This window comes from Pseudomonas batumici (assembly GCF_036585405.1).
Lineage (GTDB): Bacteria > Pseudomonadota > Gammaproteobacteria > Pseudomonadales > Pseudomonadaceae > Aquipseudomonas > Aquipseudomonas batumici.
In genome coordinates, this window is record NZ_CP144470.1 from 6,698,611 (window position 1) to 6,716,823 (window position 18,213).

The following is an 18,213-nucleotide window of genomic DNA, read 5'->3' on the forward strand; positions in this document are numbered from 1 at the left end:
CGCTCGTTTCTATCGATTCTTTCCTGTCTTTGTTCGGTCGCATGTGACTGAAGTTGCTTTCAGACCTTTCCTGACAGGCTCTGCATTGCCTAGCCGCTGCATGGTGCCTGTGCCTTGCCCTCTAGGGGGAGCCTGGTATGGCCCGCAGCGGCCGTATTCGGACGCGTCTAATGGGGGCGCGCACCCTGTATGCCCATGATGGGCGCTGGTGAATGTAGATCGAAGCTGAGCTTGGGCATGCATTCGGATGACGTATACAACCTAATTTGTAGGTGAAATCATGTTCGACTCTCTGAAAAGGCGGAGTGTACTGCCTCATTTGAGTGCCCCGGTGATAGCGGCGGTTTTCCTCTTTTCCCCCATGGCTTTTTCCCAGTCTGCCGTGGATATCGTCCAAGGCAGCGAAGCTGGTCAGGTCAAGGCGAAGGCCAAGGCGGTAGAACCCATTACCGTGAAGCTCAAGGCGCTGAAGGTACAGCGCGACAAAGCCGGCAAGGAGTCACTGACCGCGGTCAGTGCCGTCAAGCCGGGGGATACCATCGAGTATCAGGCTGTTTATAGCAATATCAGCAAGCACCCCGTCGAGGGCGTGCAGGCCGTGCTGCCGATTCCCAAGGGCACCCAATACCTGGGGGACAGCGAAAAACCCGAAAAGGCCCTTGCTCGTACCGCCGCACAGCGCGAGTTCGCACCCATTCCCCTGAAAGCGCAGGTGACTGATCCGCAAGGGTCGTCTCGCGAAGTGCTGGTTCCCTACAGCAATTACCGTGAACTGAGCTGGGACCTGGGGACGTTGCCAGCGAAAACCAGCAAGACTGTGGCGGTCAGGGTCAAGGTACACAACGGCGCTGAAAAAACTGAAACCGCGGCCGCAAATCCATAAGGGCTTGCGTGGTGATAACTATGGATTTGAACATGTATAGACACACGAATACGCGCGCCATGGCGCGCATTCCGAGCGCGATGCTGCTTGGATGCCTATTGCTGATTGTGATGGTTCTGGCGCAGTCGGTAAACGCGTCGAGCATGCCGGCGGCGAACTATTCGCTCGAGAGTTTTGCAACGGCGAAATATAGAGACAGCAGTGCACCGGATGGTTTGGGTTACGCCAAGTCGAATACGGTCAAAACGACAGTCCAGCAGGTGGCAGGGCTTGATCTGGGCGTCGGTCAGGATGTGAAAGCAACGGCCGGTGGAGATGTGATCATTCAGCATCGCCTGACCAACACAGGTAACGGCAATGATAAGTTCACGTTGACGGGGAGCTGGGATAGCACGCAGATCAGTAGGGTTCAGTTAGTACCGACCAACGGTTCCGTGGAAGGCGCACCCGAGGTATTGACGTCCGGAGACAACTTCAAGCTGCGAGGGTTGGCAAGCGAAGAATTCACGGATTTCAACATTGTCGTGCATATGTCTTCAACGGCGTCGGGCATGGCAAAACTGGAGCTTACTGCAACGTCAGAGTATGAGAGTGGCGTATCTGAAGCGGTTACAGATAATATCGAAGTCGTCGAAGAGGCGACCTTCTCCATCAGCCAATCACAGAGCAGTAAGCCTGGGGTGCCGAGTGAAGACGTAGAGATCACCCTGAATGTGGTTAACGGTAGCGCTCATGAAGGGATGGTCGCGCTTAAGGACAGCCTTAAGGAGTTGGAGCTTGTTGAGGACTCCATCAGAATCAATGGTGCCGCGCCGACCAGCCTGCCTGAGACCCGCAAATTCAATAGCCAGGTGAGTGACGATGAATTTTCCTTGGCATTCCATCTCGAGGCCAAAGAGCGCACCAAGGTCGTTTTCAAAGCTAAACTGAAAAATCCAAAAAATCTGAATGCGGTCAACTCTGTAATCTACAAGCGTGTCGACGTGGGTGGGGATGATAAAGCCTCGCTGGATCTGGGGGGTGTTACGCTCAAGGCTAAAGATCTCGAAATTCTGTTTGAGAATAGCCATGATCTGAAGGTGGAGCTGACGGGTGGTCCGGATGTCGTTGTCGGTTCCAAGAGTATTTTGAAGCTGACGGTCACAAACAATAGCACCATCAGTGATTCATTCGCCTTGAAGGTAACCGACTTCAAGGGGCAGCATAACATCCCCGGAGTCACCAGAAACCTCGATGGATCATGGGGCACCGGTATTATTGAGCCTGGGAAGGCGGTCGAGTTGGACCTGGAGATAACGCCGTTTGCCGATATCGAGGAGTCATTTGAGCTTGAAGTGACAGCCGTATCGGTGTCCAGTCCATTAACCGAGGATAGCGCCACACTCGGGCTTACGGCGATAAAGCCAGAGCTTGAGGTAACGCTTGATAAAGCATCCATCAATCTTGTCGCTGGAGTACCTGAGCTTATTAAAGTAACACTCAAAAATGCCACCGATGCAGCCAAGGGCTTTACAGACAGCTACAACCTGACTGCAGAAGCAAGTCCTGGGGTCAAGGTAACATTCGTTGCCGATACGGGGGGCGTGTGTGTGGCCACTGGAGCAGCAGCGCTCCCGGTGACGCGGCAGTTGAGAGGCGAAGAGTCCCAGACGTTTTGTGCCAAAGTAGAAGCCAAAGCGACTGTTAATGCAGGCGGCCAGGTTGAGTTTAGTGCTTTGTCGAGAAAAACCGGGGCAACCGGGAGCGAAACGCTCGTGCTTAATGCTAAAACCAGTGCAGTCATCGGCCCTCAAACGTCGATGGAGTTAAGCGGAATGCCTGGCACGCAGTTTGTTTACTCGCGCTCGGTGATCAATACTGGCGGGAACGAGTTTGCGGCGGGTGAGCTGTCGCTTCAGGCTGATTCGGAGTTATGGCTTACCAACCTTTACCTGGATAACGGTAACAAGGAGGTAAAGCCCGGGAACCTGCTCAAGGACGGGAAGCTGCCCGATACTCTGGATGTTGGCGCGCAGGTTGATATTCTGGTGGTAGTGACGATTCCGGAGAATAAAACCCAGCTGGGCAGACCCAATCAGATAAAAATTACGCTGAGTCATAATGGAACTACTCTGGATAGCGTGAGTGATATGGTTTCCATGGCAGACGCTTTGCTTAAGATGGAAAAGTCACAAGTTGTTGATGATGCGTGTGCGACTGAAGCACCTGGCGCCTTTGCAACGAATGCTCAAGATATCAAACCCGGGCAATGTGTCTGGTATAAGCTGAAGGTGACCAACATCGGGGCAGGAAAAATCAGTGATATTGAGATTGATGATTATTTCCCGGCTTTTGTTGAACCGCCCAAGGCAACCGAGGTAACGGTTAGCCCAGGCATTAAGGTAAAGGCCGTGAATGGGCGTGCGGTCAACGCCGTCATTGCTGAGCTGAACGCTAACGAATTTAAAGAGATGACGTATAAGGTGAAAGTTAATAATAATTAAGCTTTTGATGCAGCCCATCCGTTAAGTTTTTTTGGCCCGCCTTGTGCGGGCCTTTTTATATGCCTCCAAAAATGGCAGAGAAGGTACGCTGTCGAAAAGCGCTTTTTAAAAGTTTCCATGCTGCAGTAACGCTAGTCTGCGTAATAAGGCTTATGCAATGGAGATCGCTAAGCGCTTTCAGGAGGGCAGCTGTCATGGCTCTTGATTTTAATAGACAGCTATTGTCATCCGGAAAGTTTTGATGTCCTCAGGGAGGTGGATATGTGTGACGATAGGGAAATACTGGAAGATTCACAATGGGAGAGGCTGTTTCCGATACTGAAGGCCAATGGTCGGGTCTATATTGGCAATCAAGAAGCCTGTCGCCAATTTGTCCGCGCGGTATTCTGGGTGCTATTCACCGGGTCGCAATGGAAGCTGGTCCCCAAGGAATACGGACGCGCAAACACGATCTACAAGCGCTTTACACGCTGGGGCAGCCACGGCGTTTGGAGCGATCTCTATGAGCGGTTTGGAGCCGATCCTGAATTGCAAACCATTCTGTATAAAGCCCACATGATTACCTGTTATCAGTCCAACAACAGGCGTGAACTCCTCGCGCTCAGCAGGCGGTTGGCGGTCCTACCGGAGCCTTCGCAAAATTCAGCTTTCAGTGATCGTGACGCGAGGTGTTTCAGATGAAATTATCTGATTTATTTTTGTGGACTTCGTCGTCAGGCCTTTCCCTCGGCCCGGTACAAGGATCCATAGGTGATGATTCACAAGGAGCCATAAAGCGGACTTTAAAAAACATCGCCAATGTCAATGGGGGGGCTGGAGAACTGAATGTAATTGGCCCCTATTCGTTGGTGCTGGAGGCGGCAAGACCTTGCACCATCATTCTTGACATAGAAGAAAAATATAAAAATTCCGAGCTGTTACCCTTCCGCCTTCAAGAGGGTGAGGTCTCAAAAACAAAAGAAAAGCCCGATGTCATTGACTCGTTCAAGGGAGGGGAGCTGAGCCGTCTTTTCATGGAGTCGGCTGCGCGCGTAAAGCGCGATGTTGAAAATAGTGCTGTCGAGGAAACAACGGCTTCTGCGGCAGAGACCAAATTGCCGAGTGGGGTTGAAAGCGAGTTCAAGGCGATTGAAGAGAGCGGTTATTTGCAGGTGGTGGACAGTGTTCTGCTGCAGGCGGTTACGAATACGACTGGAGCCACACCGGCCCAGATACGGGACAAGTTGAATGGTGTGTATGATGATCTGTATCGTGTCGCACTGCTTCCATCTGCAGAGCGTGCTAGATATTTTGTAGATACAATGCACAACCCCGAATTAAAATTTTATGTGGCTGCTATTATATCTACACTTAGAAGTCTCTCCGATCATTCTCAGCCCATCGATGAGTCGTTTCTCTCGGAGCTTGGCACTGAGGCACAGAAGATCTTAAATTTCTCCGAGACGATCGATATCAAACTGGATGAGTTTAATCTTCTCCTGACGGGAATGGTGGTACTGCAAAGATACGATAAGACGTTACTTTCAAGTGTTGTGGATAATGATCCGCTCCAAGCACTTAAAGTGGTCTTCTCTCGGGTTGGAGCACCTGTCGTACCACCTGCGCTCTGGCAGAAAGATAATTTGCCTTCGTTATTGACCAAGCTACGTGCCATGGGCTACGAAGACGAGCTGACCAAAGCGGCAATGATCTATTTTTATTTGACGGAGGATATTTTTTGGCGTAGTTACAACTACCACGATGAAGCGCTCAGCGTTGAAACATTAATGAGTGAGTTCAGTCTTTGGTTCGACAAGATACTCGCGCACAACGCCAAATTGGATCGGCTTGCCGAGATGGCGAGGTTGCGGCATGATGGGCTTTCTTTTGTCGACGTCAATGGCATGACGGTGGAGAAGGCTGTAGAAAAAATAAAAGATTGCATTCACCTCTATCCTGAATTTGAAAATTATGATGACGAGCGACTGACTCGATATGTGGTGTTGATTTTCAATCGCCATCTCGAAGCAACGTCGATGATCGGCACCTATGAGCAAAGTGTTAAGACTTTATTGATTCGGGATGCAGGCCAGCGTTTCGAACCCATACCGACATTTACCAGTGTCGCAGAAGCGGACAAGGCTTATCAAACGCTGATGAACGGTACGAATACGGAGCGAAGTATCTTGCCTGGAACGCTGGAACTGCATTTGGCCAGGTCAAGTGGTGTGCAATTCATGGGTGCAGTAGAGCAAGAGACACTCTGGCAAGAAATAAAAACCGCGCTGGCGGATGCGCCTGATGAGGTTAAATCCAGTGTTCGACTTAAATGGAGGCAACTGATAGAACGCGGTGAGCCTGCTGCGGGCGCGGTAAAGCGGATGTTGCTCGACTTCAAGCAGGTTTTAGTCGACAAGCTCATTAGAGAGTCCGCGACGGGAAGCGGTGGTTCGGTGTTGCAGGCTGCCCTGCAACAGCACGCCGCAAAACCACTGGAGATTTTTCTGGAACCATTCACTGCGGCATTGAAACGAATGCAGCTTGGGGACCCTATCCAAGAGCCCTTTGAATACGCACAAGAACGACGGCTCGCACAGATCGAGCCGACCCCATTTTTCGATGCCCGAGCCTTTGCTGCCGATTTTCTTCGTTCCCATGGTGTAACGGAGGACGAGATGGAGACGGTGAGCGAGTACAGTCGTCCCAGCGACTATGGAGGGCTTGAGGAACGGCGCAATGGTACTTTGATTGAGCAGACGATCGATGGATTCGAGGCCGGAGGGTTGACCTCGCGTCTGCTGAAATTACCTTATGGCAAGGTCGTGCTTCTTGATACACAAATGGAAGAGGCGCTGAAAGATTTTTATTTAGGGCAATCCGCCAGCGCCTGGGGAGTGGCTCAAGGTCTGGAGCGTGCCCGACAAAAAGGATTTTGGGAAATTCCCAGTGTCATAAAGTATGAGAGCGAATGTGCAGCGAAAGAGTTATATACGCACATGCGCGGAGCTTCGCATCGCCAGAGCGCTTTCGAAAAACTGGAGGGAAATGCCGAGTTTCTGGCTGGGTTCAGTACCAACCCGCTTATTACCTCCTTCTTGATCGTAGAGGGACTCAGCCGGGGCGATCCGACGGTGCTTTTCAATGCCGTCACATTCTTGTCGCCCGAAGCGCTGGACTTATTGGGAGATATGTTGGATAGCCTCAAAACCGGAACCGCCGATGTCCAGGACATGATACGTACCACAGGTGTTCCGCGGGATACGGCTCAACAGGTCGCTTCGATGGCACATAGCATGCACGCGCACCGTCTCTCCCTGGCGGATGTGCAAGATCTCGATGTTATCCAGGTGAGTCCCTTGAGACTGGGAGAGAAGGTTCGTGAAAACTACCCCGACGAAGTCGTCCAACTCATGGCGCGCGCCAAACGAGGCGAAAAGGGCCTTTACTGGGAAGGAATGCCGGTCGTGCAGTTGGCGAATGGTGAACCGGCGCTATTGAAGAAAAGCGGTATTTATTATTATCAGTGGGACGCTGCCGGGCGCAAGCCTTATGCACCATTGGTCTGGAGGGATGTCAATGAGCAAGGCGAGCATGTGTATTATACGAGCGCGAATGCTTTAAGAGGGGGCAGTCTTCAAAGAAAATTCGGGCGGAAGCTGGGTAAATATATCTCAAACAATAAGATCTATCAGCAAACGTCAGTGCGTGTAAAAAAATTGGACTTCAACCTGTCCGAAGAAGACTTTTCAAACCTGCTTAGACAGATAACGATTTCCAGTGACTCTCTACAGAGTACGAATGCATTTGATGTCCTTAACAAGGCATTCAAGAATAGTGAGATATTTCGCGGCTGTGCCAACTGGCTCATCAAACAGCAGCGCGGTGACGGGGCAAAAAAATTGTCTGCAGGTGTAGAGAATGCCCTGCCGAGCCTGACGGGCAGACCGGGAATGATATTTCCACAACGTAACTCTTTACCCCGGGGTTACTGGAGTCAAACCGGCATGGTAGAGAAAACTGAAGAACAGAGAACAATAGAAGCTTTTCTCGGCGCGATCGATAAGCTAGCCCCGGTTGAAGCGGTTGGCTCCGGGGTTGATCCCCGTACCATCTGGACTCAGGCGATACTTAACCAGATGACCAGTGGCAACCCGGCGCCCATCTCAAGTGCTGAGATCTCATCAACGCGTTGGTTTGAGTTGAAGCGCCTCGGTCCGCAATATCAAAATGTCGACTTGGATGCTGCGAGGAAGCAAAGCGGTTTGTTGATGGCCTGCACTTCGGAGATCCTTGATAGGCTGCCGATTACCGCGGACACGCTGATTGACGGAACGAAAGTCTGCGAGCGAGAGACGAACAAACAACTCATGTCGCTTTTCGCCAGGCTTTCGGATAAAAGGCTGGGTCCTGACATGACCTGTAAAGAGCTGTTTCATAAAAATTTTGAGCTGGCTGAAGGTGGAGCGTCCGGTGTTGGAAATGCGGCTGAAGACCTTCAAACGCTGGAGCGCTTTTTCGAGCATTTTTCAAAAGATCCTCTATTCGCAGATATCACCACGACAGGACTTGAGTCTGGGGCAAACCCTTGGAAAATTGTCTTGAATAAACAACTGGCCCAGCAGCAGGGGCACGTGACTTCGGGGGTAAACAAGGAAACCAGGACGTTATATTTGTTAGAGGAAGGTATGGCGCATATCAGTGCCGCCGGTATCCGGAAAACGGGCGTGCAAGACAAGTTTCTGCTGGGTGTTCTTGAGGCGGCGGGTGTCGATTCATTGCCTAAGGATCTGGCCAGGACGAATCAAGGTGCCCTGGCGTACTGCAGAAATAAGATCGTTGCGGGCGGGTATGTGGAGAAGGGCTGGGGGCTTCACGGTGGGCCCGATCAATATGAGCAGGGAAAAATAAAATCTTCGTTGTGGCTTCTCGAGGAACAGATCAATACCCCTGGAGGACAGCGGATTTTGGCGGGGCTGCAACCTTACGCTATGCAGGCTGCGCATATGGAAAAAGACTATAGAAAAAAATGGTGGAGATTTTGGGAATATTATATGAGTGCTTGAGCGAGGCAGCCCTGTATCACACTGCTCGCCAGGGGCGAGCAGTGCTTTGTCGGTCCGGCGATCAGGAAAGCTTGAGGGTAGCCATTCCCGCCACGATGGTGGCGATACCGATCCAGCCGATCAACTTCACTCGTTGTTTGAATAATGTATAACCCAGTACCGCGGTGGCGACGACACCACAGCCTCCCCAGATCGCATAGGCAACCGAAAGGGCGATTCCCTGGACCGCCATGGACAAACAGACGAAAGAGAAAACCGCGGACAGTATCCCTGCCAGTCCGAGCGTGCGTCGAGTAAAGCCCTTGGAGGCCTTGATGAACAGGTTCGCGACGACTTCGAGCACCACCGCCGCGGCCATCCAGGCCATATGGACCCATGTGAAATTTTCTAACATAGCAAGTCACCCAGTGATGGAGTCGTTAAATAAGTTTGGCGGTGGCGGGCTCGGGATGGCTGTCTTCAACACCACGCTCCATCATCAAAACGCCCAGGAAAACCGTGAGCAGACCGATGATTTTCTGCAGATTGATCGTCTCACCGAAGAGCGCGACACTCAGTACCGCGACGGCGATGAGTCCAACGCCCTCCCAGGCGGCATAGGCAACAGCCACCGGGATGACTTTAACCGCCATGGCCAGGAAGAAGAACGAGAGCGCGATGGCAGCTGACATCAGGGTATAGCCGATCAGGGGCATGTCGATCGACGCGTATTTCATCGCCATGACGCCCAGAATCTCAGAGGCAATTGCTGCAAGTAAGAATAACCAATGCATATTAAGCTCCTTATCCCGATAGAGGGACACACTCATGAAAATCGATGTACAAGCCTTGGCGCTGCACTTGCCGCCGGCCTGAAACGTGAGTGAGAGACTATAGCAGCACTGTCTTCGTGCCGATCAGACACGACCTATTCCGGCGGATGGCGGGTGGGGCACACTGATGGTTTTGCAAACCGCACAAATCTATAGGACTGTTGGGCCATAAGGATAAAGTGATGCTTGGATCTATCGACTCTGCAGAGTACACCTCCATTAGTCCTTCTTGTGGGGGGGGTGAAGATCATATTCCTGGCCCAGCGCCCATTGTTGGTAGCCAAGGAGGTATCTGGAATGGAAATATATTTTGTTCTAATAGTCATGGCAGTATTAAGACGGTAAGTGGCGATGTTTATCCTGAAGGTTGCGATAGTAACCAGAATGTCCGCATAGATTTTGACAACATTTCACAGTGTTCTTCTCTGCATGAAGGCGTGTTGGCTTTTGGGGATGTCGATGATCTCATTGATACATTGATTGAAATCGTCAGAGTCTCTGCAGGTGGGTTGGATAAGGCAACAGTGAGTCTATTGTCAGAGCTGATAAAATCACGATCTGATCACCAACAGCAGCTGATGGATAGTGCGAATAATAAAAACAAGGCGTGCCATCGTCGTGCTCTAGCACTTCTCAAGAGTGCGGACTTGCTGGAGAAGACTAACATTCAAATAAGGTCCGATCTTTTGCAGCAGGCTCTTGCTGTGTTGGAAGGTCTGGCCGCTGCTGTCAGGGATACAGCGGTGCTTTCTGAACACCTGCTGAAGGCAAGAGCGTCGCTTGAGCGCGCAATGGGGGCTCTGTCGGATGATAAGAAAACGTACCTCGACCAAGAGATCGATGGGCTAAGCGAAGGACCTGCACAAAGCGCCGTTTTGTATTCGTGCGCCAAGTACGAGCAGCGACGATTGCTGCAGAGCCTGGTGGCTGTTTATCGGCTTTCTGAAATGCTGGAGCTTTATCATCCTGACTTTATCAGCAAAGCGTCAGGGGCGGATGCGCCGTTGGGAGAAAAAAAGCCCAAGGTCAACCTGAGTGTGTTTCTAGAGACCGCCAATTCGGCGCTCGCGGCGCGCGGTAAGCCGCTTATCGTTTCGGAAGAAGAGTGCCTTAACCGGCTCTGGGAATGCGGGCTGCATTATTCCGAATCGACGGGAGGTGTGGTGGAGTGGAAAGAGGGGTTCTTCGACGATGTAAAAAAAAGGATTCTAACATTTCATGTCGAGACCGCCGAGTCGGTGGAAGCCCTCTATAGCGCTCTGCTCAATGAAATTCCAGCAACATATGACAATCGGGTTAAACCTTGTCACTGGCCATCTCTCGATGATTTCAGATGCTGGGCCAGGCAACACTGGTTGGATTACTCGGTGTGCAAGGGCGGAATGATCCTGGATTTCCAGCTGAACTGCCCTCGGCCATTGAATGGTAAAACTCTATATAAGGCGGCCTGTAATAGGCTGGATAGTCATTCCAAAAGAAAGCTGGACTACTTTCATAAAGTGCTGGGTAAACGTTATCCTACTAAGGATTGCGCAGATTACCGTGCCGCGAAAAAATTACTCGACTGGCTGGTCATGGATGATGACATGTCTCCCGAGGTGAAGGAGGTACTCGCCAGCCTGCTGCACCTCAAACCTTTTGAAATTGACCTAGATAGAGGTCCGGACTGCTCCAGGCATACAGATAAAATTACAGGTGGTGAGGTGGTTCCCATCCCCGGCGGTAATTGTAAGCAATATGAGGGATGTGTTCGATACTCAGCTGATGATGAGGATTATTATTGGGATACCTTGTCTTTCACTGGTGCGGAGGATCGCGCCTATCGGCGTTATATTCAATCTTTATATGAAAAAAAGGTAATGGATTACATTCGGCAGGCTAAAATATTACGGGATGAAAGTGCTGGGCCTACTCGGCTAGGCGAACAAAGCGATGCTGTTGTGGGTGTCATATTTTTTAATTTAGCAAAGCAGTATACTTGGGAAGAGAAGAAACGAGAACTTCATATGTCGTATTTTATTGGAAAGCAAGTTGGGAGGGGCCGGAAAGGAGGGGGCACACGGAAGAAAGTAGATCCGAGGAGAAACCGAGGAAAAGAACTGGCTGTTGAAGCCAAGCAAAAACGTAAGCAAATGAACTTGGGCACTGACTCTCAGAGCTCGGTGGAGGGGGCGCATTCGTAAGGAAATTAAGCCCTATAGGGCACCTTCCGCAAACCCTTTAAATCATTCTGCTCCTCCTGCCGTATCAGCATATTTTCAACTGCCATCGGGTAACGCCAAAAAGGCCTCAGTTTTTTCTTGGTGCCCCAAAATATCATTTCGCTAAAAAATCAAGTGAAAACTCGCTGAAGCTCTCCACTTATTTTGGAAGTGTATTGTCCGGAAAAGCCATTACCCAGATTCTCCAGTATCGTGTTCGGTTCCGGATGTGCGTCGGGTCCGCTAGATTCTAGCTGGCCTACCAGTAAGGGCATTCCATGAGTTTCACTTGGTTGTATATTCGTATCGCGGTCGGTGCGACTCACAAGCAATTCATACGTCCAATTATTTGGGTGGTGGTGAATGGGGGAGGGATTTTCTAGCATAGGATTGTATGTCCATGAATTGAAGGGGCCAAATAAGAAAGGTTGAATTTCATCATTTTTAAATTTAACGCTATAGGGGTGAGATGCTATTGGGACACGTCTTATTTTTGCTTGTGGTTTTTGTGGAGTAAAAATATGTTTATAGCAAGGCACTAGTCAGCATAAAGGAGTTTCAATGATTAAAGGAACGTCGTCTATCGATCCCTCGGAGCAAGTCACGGTTACCGAGACAGCTAGTATCCCATCCACAAGCATCTGTGGGGTGTGTAATGTGGGTGTGGGTCATGGGAGTGCCTCTACAGTGACTCAAGAGCCACCCCAGGCATCCGTGATTGTTTGCCCGGGGACTTCTGCTTTTAAGGAGGGCTTTAGCGGTTTTTCAGCAGGGGCCTCATCGAGTGACAATTCTTCGTCCTTGCTTAAGGTGTTGGTGGTCAATGATCCGCCAGGCTCCGACTCTGATGCGACGTCCTTGAAATGGACTGCCACCAGCAAACCCCGAACAACGGCTGAGTTGGAATGGCCTCAAGCGATCCTGAACTCTAGATTGCAAGGAATGCAGCACGCTAAACAGGATCAGTTGAAATGCTTTTTTTCTATTCTTGGTAAACCCATGGAAATGCTTGAGGGGCTGGAACGAGAAAGACACAATGATCTCGGTAGTCGATTCGATGGCCTGATAACTCGGGCGCGTCTACGGGGGCTCATTAATGAAAAGCTGGACGAGCCGTTTGCCAGAGCTAAAGTAGGCTTGATGTATTTTCCTTGCGCAGGCGGGGAGTCTGTCTGTGTAACGTTCGGAAATTTACCCAAATCTCAGGATATCTCGCTGGCGAGATTAAAGTCGGAGTCGAAAGATATGGTTAAAGGCTGGCTAAGATGCCTTTCTGGACAATATGACTATGATACTCCAGAGGACGATCTCTTGCTCTCGGAGGCTATCACTCTTCTCAAAAAAGCAGTTGAAGATGAATGTAAGGAAAGTCTTGAAAAATTTGCTGTGCATATTGGTGATGTGGCGACCATGGGGCCGCTGGTATTCAAATCGCCGCCCGAACCACCACCCAAACCCTCATTTTTTATTGATGAACTGTTGAAGAAATAGATTCATTCGCTGAAAACAAACAGCCCGGCAGGCGATGCCGGGCTGTTTCTGTGTGGAGGTTTAGCTGGGGGTAGTGCAGGAGGGAGAGAGGGCGTGCTTGCGAATAAAGGCAAGCAGTGCCTCATTGACGAAATTCGGATTTTCCAGGTTGGAGATATGACCGGCTTTCGGTATGAGTTTGTACTCGCAGCCGATTCTCTGAGCCATCTCCAGGGTTTCCGCGGGAGGGCGGGGAATATCATGCTGACCACACATCAATAGCGTGCTCTGCGAGTCAAGCTCCCGTAGGCTCTGGAGTTTATTCTTTCGCCCAAATGTCATCTGTCCCAGCGGCACGATGTTTTCGCGCAATTGCTTGGCGGAGAACTGGGCGAGTTCCGAGCGGAAGACCGAAGGGAGAGCTGAGTCAAGGTTGATCTCGGGATGGAAAAACAGTGGAACGATCCTGTCGAGCAATATCGACGATATTGCTCCGGCATCATAGATCTGTTCGAGCATTTTGAAGTAGCCGATTCGCGCCAGGGGTGGCTCCGCGCCTAGATAGGTGTCCATCAGGACCAGGCATCTGATGCGCTCCGGCGCCATCAGAGCCAGTTCAGCGCCCCACATTCCGCCGACAGACAATCCGACCATGGCGCATTGCTGGATATCCAGCTCATCGAGCAGCCGTAACATATGGTGTGCGATGTCCGACAGGGCCCAGCTGTCGTTGGGCAATTTGCCCGACCTCCCGTGCCCCCAAAGATCCGGGGCGATAACTCGGTATTTCTTCGACAGGACTGTAATCTGCGGCTCCCACATGCTCGAGTTCCACAAATAGCTATGGCCCAGCAGGACAGGAAATCCTTTGCCTTCATCCCTATAATAAAGAGGCTGGCCGCTGATGGTTTTAAAAGGCATAGAGTGTTATCCCCTGATTGAAACGCGTTATCTCAATGCTCCGCAGCGTATTGCACAGAGCGTTGCCGAAGGATGGCTGATTAAAAACACCTGGGTAGGTGAACAGCATCAAGCATGCTTGCGTTTGGTTATTCTGCTTGCAAGTAACGCTTTTGTTGGGGGCTATTTATCGATAGCCAGATAACAGGATTTCGTGATCAGTCAAGGCTGTTGTTTCGGACAAGTCCTATATGGGTGGTTCGCTCAAGGGTGGCAAATGGGAGTCTCGGCGAGGCTGGAGGCCTGCCGGAAAATTAATCGGTGCATGTGACGGTGTATTCATTCGTGAGTAACTTTCAATTCTGGAGTTTTATATGACGTTGATTGCAGCAGTGAATCTTTTTCATAATGCCTCTTCGCATGTAAATGATGTAAATCAATCTTCAGGCGTTGGTCGAACGATCATTGGAAATGCTATTGTCGGGTCAAGTAATGCCACCATGCCCCAGATACATTTTCCGTCCAGAGATGTCTCAACGGGTAATTTTAGAGATGCCATAAAAAACGTAGATTCCCCCAAAATAAATAGACGTGCACGTACGCGCGCCCATAAGAAAAAAGGGTCGTCTAGAAAAAGGTTGTCTGATAATAGTGGTGCAAAAAATTCTCAGAAGCCGATTACTCATGCTCCGGCACCAGGCCATTTTCATCCGCCGGCCACGCCTGGTGTGAAAGATCTGTCTCAGTCGGTGACGCCCGACCGAAAGGACGTTTCGGGCAACAAGTCTGATCGGGGTCGGATGCATAAAGACGGCGAGCTATCCAACTCCTTTTCTATGTCGGGGCGAAATAAACCGAAGGATGAGAGCACAAGAGTCAAGAAAAAAAACGACCTGAGGAACGCGGTAAAGGCCGGTGTTGAACATTATTACGCGCGAGTAAAGCGCGCTGAGCTTGAGGTGGTCAAATCCATCCCTGGCGATTTTATATATAACCCCCTTGATACCAGCACTCCGCCATGTAATTCATCCAAACTATCCACTGAGTTCGGTGTAGGTGCGACAGTGCCCGACATCAACCTCAACTCGCTGACCGAATGGCCTACCCTTGGGAATAAAACGTCAGAAACATTCATTACCGACGACACAGGTTCCAGGTTTAGCCATCAACGCCGGTTGGCAACGTTAGTGGAGGACGGTTTGATGCGGGTTAAGCCTACTATTGATCGCGCGGCAGCCACCTTTTCGTTAAATAAGCTCGAGAATCAACTGAGCTCGCTGTTAGAGAAGGAGGGCACCGATCAAACATCATTCTTTGCAGCTATCGACAGTGAGGATCGACGTTTGCTCGGGCTTGTGTTGGCAGTGGACAGGTTTCTCGATGCGCATCCTTCGTCCAGTGACAGCGAAGTGCTGGTGCATGCACTCGCGGTCTATCAGCAAGAGGTGCCCGCGCCCATTCATCTGGTTGATGCATACCTCTACAAATTGAAAGGCAGCTTACGCGATTGGGTCGACTGGCCGCAGGCGCAGAGAGAGCTGCAACACCCGAGCAACGCGTTGAACCGCGTGAGCCAGCATTACGACTTATCCGTTTCGGCGGAGTTCTACCGTTCTCTGAATCCGAACGATTTGCCTAAACGCTCCGACATCGACGGGCAGGCGGCACTTAACCAGGATGCGCTGTTGATTTCAGCGGCGTTGATCCACAACCAGGTGCACCATGGGGATATGCTGCATGCCGCGATGGATCAAGGAAAGGTCTCGCTCGAGGCTTTGAAGGGGAATTTCATCAAGGCCCTGGGCACTGAGCTGGCCGTAAAAAAAATAGCTGAAAACCTGTTTGCCAGCGAATGCTATCAGAACAAAACCGATAAGCCCGTCATATTCGATGGCTTTACCCTGCGCAACGCCGCCGGGATGACTGTCGAGCAATTGCTGAAATTATCGCAGTTTTCACAGGTGCCAGGCTTTACCTTGTTGGATGAGGAGCATCGTCGGCAAGCGCTGCAGCTGGCGATATCCCAGTTGCGGGAGAACAGCGATTATCCCATCGGCAGTCCAGAGCACTCGATGGTGGTGACACTCAACCAATTCACCGGCACCAGCTTACCCGCGGATGACAGTCATCGAGCGCAATTGATTGCGGACTTCCAAGCGCTGTTGAAGTCCCAGCCTGAGAGTGGCCTCTGGTTCGCGCTGCATCTTGTCCGCAGTGACAGTGCCGAGATTGTCGCAGGGCCTCGGGCTGACTGGATAATGAGAAGGGTCAGCGATGAGCTTTCTCAACTGGCCAAAGCGGATAAGCAGGCGCATGGGCGTATGAATTTGTGGTTGGAGCTGAATAAAATAGAGGTGTCAGAGGGCGGCGAGAAAACGGCTAGCGACCTGGAGAAAGCGGCACGAGCATGGTTGAACGGTCGGGATCAAGAGGATGCGCTGACAAGCTTTATCCGCCGTTTAGTCGATCAGTACTTCGATCGAAAAATCCTCGGCGGTCAGGATGCGCAAGAGACCGCGGCAGCGTTGCTCGATTACGCTAATGAGCGTTTAGGGACTGTCCTTGTTGATACTGGTGAGACCCTCTTGGCGGCAAGTGCCGAAGAGTTGGAGTCTGCCATCAAGTCTTATATAAAGCCCCGGACCGAAGAGGACAGGGACGACCTGTTGGTGGCAGTTCGGCCGCTCGGAGCAACGCTGGATAACGTGCTCCAGCCACGCGTTGCACCAGACGCCGCCTGGATAAAGACCGATTCCAATGTCCCCCCAAAGTTTAAGATTTTAACGCTCATGTCGCGCGCGGGCTATGAGGTCAAATGCCAGGGATCGACGCAAGAGTATGACGTCATGCTGCTAGGCAATGAAGGAGGGCGAGCGGTGGCGGTAGTAAAGGACGGCGATTACTATTTCGTGGCCGACTGGGAAACCGGAGCCGCCCTTCCTGGTACAGCGCCTCTTATTTACGATGGAAAAAAATTGTATAGCGAATGGGGGCCGGGAATCAATCCGGAGGGCGTCGTCGTTATGGGGCAAAACTTGACGGAAAGAGTCACGGTTAAAGACACGCTCCTGCGGATGCTTGTTGAGCCGGATCTCTCAGCGTCATGGAAGTTCTCGGATAACCTGGCCGTTGAAAACGAAGAACTCAGCCGGTTGAACATTCCAAGTTTTGTGATGAGCATTTATAAGCAAAACCTGTGGTTTCGAAGTTTGATCAATGATGAGGGTAGTTTTATCGGGCGTTTTGGTCACAAGCAGAAATGGAAAATCAAGCTAAGTTGCGAAACTCGGGGGAGTTTGATCTCAAGGGTACGACGATCACCATACCCTCAGACAGCGTGTCTGCGTCAATTACCTATCCAACTGCGACGGGAGTTGCAAATTCTACGACCGAAGAAATCTTCCTGCACGAGTTGCTTCACGCCGGCGCAGGCGCAGATGACCCCGATAAAAAGCCAGGACACAACCTTGGAACAGTGGTTTTTTCCAGTAGGCGGATACTGGATTTGTTGGGAGAGCCAAGGCCGCCAAGATTTGCATACAGCGACACTCCTGCTGGTCAAAAGGAGGAAGTAATAAGGGCGGCCGAGTTAGAAAAGGAATTTTTGGATTATGAGTTCGAACTTTGGGGTAAGCGTTCTGTCGCCAAGGTAGTAGAGGCGGGTGAGGCCCGGCCGGCGGGGCTGAGTCCAGAGCAATATGATCGGGTGATGGAAAGTGCAGCGATGAGAGTGCTGCTGGAGCGGTTAACTGGTCTTCAGGCGGTGGCAACTCGGCCCACCCGTTGGCTTGAAAATATTGAGCAGAACCTTTCTTTGCTCAATCCGTCGAGCACTGGCCTATGGTCCGTTGCCAATATCGCGAACTTTTATCGCTCCATTGCAGAACATCCAATCGTCTCGGCCATATTGTATTCTCAAGCGACCCAGTGGTTTGATCAATCGGGCTCGGATGGGCAGAAATGGAAAATTGTCCTTGATCCCGCCTCGCGCTACGCGGTGGATGTGCAAGGTGATCGGATTTACATAAACCCTGCGCTCCTCTACCAAACCTCTAGCGGATTGAGGCCGATCGAGATGGAGCGTCTCTTGATACAGGCCTTGCTTCAGAAGATCTACCCCTATGACAGTCAGCTTCCTGAGGAGCCGTTTTTAGGGGTGGGGGTCATCGAATTGATGACGGATAAAATATTGGATGACTGTGGTTATAAATACCCTCGTCAGACGGCTGCGGCTACCTACAACCCGAATGCCCCGGATACAGAGGGCACGAAAGAGCGATTGATCGAAACGACAACGTATGCCCGCAGAAACCACGACCAATTCGAAGAAGCGGCGCAAGGGCTCTTCAAGAATTGTACGGAGCGTTTAACCGGCCGGGGCTGAGTCCCGCAAGCCCCGTCGGTGGGTCTGCCGTAGTGTCT

At 51.1% G+C, this 18,213-nt stretch carries 11 protein-coding genes; 8 read left to right on the top strand and 3 right to left on the bottom strand.

All coding sequences use genetic code 11. The annotated features are described in order from the left end of the window. Nucleotides 1-280 precede the first annotated feature (280 nt). The 4 genes from NUH87_RS30805 to NUH87_RS30820 all read left to right on the top strand — a co-directional run bounded on the left by NUH87_RS30805 (nt 281) and on the right by NUH87_RS30820 (nt 8,408). Nucleotides 281-883 (top strand): hypothetical protein, encoded by a 603-nt coding sequence (locus NUH87_RS30805; protein WP_338524033.1) that lies wholly within the window; start codon nt 281-283, stop codon nt 881-883. A gap of 20 nt (nt 884-903) precedes the next feature. Continuing rightward, on the top strand, nt 904-3,366 hold the full coding sequence (locus NUH87_RS30810) for a hypothetical protein (protein ID WP_338524034.1): 2,463 nt from the start codon (nt 904-906) through the stop codon (nt 3,364-3,366). A 261-nt stretch (nt 3,367-3,627) separates the two neighbouring features. Then, a complete protein-coding gene (locus tag NUH87_RS30815; protein ID WP_338524035.1) occupies nt 3,628-4,047 on the top strand; it encodes a transposase in 420 nt (139 codons plus the stop codon). Continuing rightward, nucleotides 4,044-8,408 carry a hypothetical protein gene (locus NUH87_RS30820; RefSeq protein WP_338524036.1) on the top strand — a complete coding sequence of 1,455 codons (4,365 nt, stop codon included), beginning with the start codon at nt 4,044-4,046 and terminating at the stop codon, nt 8,406-8,408. The genes NUH87_RS30815 and NUH87_RS30820 overlap by 4 nt, the downstream gene beginning before the upstream one ends. A 61-nt stretch (nt 8,409-8,469) precedes the next feature. Here NUH87_RS30820 and mdtI read toward each other — a convergent pair whose 3' ends face one another. Further along, nucleotides 8,470-8,802 carry a multidrug/spermidine efflux SMR transporter subunit MdtI gene (mdtI, locus tag NUH87_RS30825; protein ID WP_338524037.1) on the bottom strand — a complete coding sequence of 111 codons (333 nt, stop codon included), beginning with the start codon at nt 8,800-8,802 and terminating at the stop codon, nt 8,470-8,472. Between the two features lie 25 nt (nt 8,803-8,827). Then, nucleotides 8,828-9,181: a multidrug efflux SMR transporter gene (locus tag NUH87_RS30830; protein ID WP_338524038.1), complete on the bottom strand. Its 354-nt coding sequence runs from the start codon at nt 9,179-9,181 to the stop codon at nt 8,828-8,830. Nucleotides 9,182-9,402: 221 nt separating this feature from the next. Between NUH87_RS30830 and NUH87_RS30835 the strand changes: the two genes are divergently transcribed. Continuing rightward, nucleotides 9,403-11,403 (top strand): hypothetical protein, encoded by a 2,001-nt coding sequence (locus NUH87_RS30835; RefSeq protein ID WP_338524039.1) that lies wholly within the window; start codon nt 9,403-9,405, stop codon nt 11,401-11,403. 579 nt (nt 11,404-11,982) lie between these two features. Then, entirely contained in the window at nt 11,983-12,912 is a 930-nt protein-coding gene (locus NUH87_RS30840) for a hypothetical protein (protein ID WP_338524040.1), read from the top strand. 60 nt (nt 12,913-12,972) lie between these two features. Here NUH87_RS30840 and NUH87_RS30845 read toward each other — a convergent pair whose 3' ends face one another. Next, the gene (locus NUH87_RS30845) at nt 12,973-13,812 is read right to left on the bottom strand and encodes an alpha/beta hydrolase (RefSeq protein ID WP_338524041.1); all 840 of its coding nucleotides are present in this window, start codon (nt 13,810-13,812) and stop codon (nt 12,973-12,975) included. A gap of 353 nt (nt 13,813-14,165) precedes the next feature. On the opposite strand from NUH87_RS30845, the gene NUH87_RS30850 reads away from it, so the two are divergent. Both NUH87_RS30850 and NUH87_RS30855 read left to right on the top strand, forming a co-directional pair. Further along, nucleotides 14,166-17,366 (top strand): hypothetical protein, encoded by a 3,201-nt coding sequence (locus tag NUH87_RS30850; RefSeq protein ID WP_338524042.1) that lies wholly within the window; start codon nt 14,166-14,168, stop codon nt 17,364-17,366. Between the two features lie 29 nt (nt 17,367-17,395). After that, complete coding sequence (locus NUH87_RS30855) at nt 17,396-18,175, top strand: hypothetical protein (protein ID WP_338524043.1); 780 nt, start codon at nt 17,396-17,398, stop codon at nt 18,173-18,175. Nucleotides 18,176-18,213 lie beyond the last annotated feature (38 nt).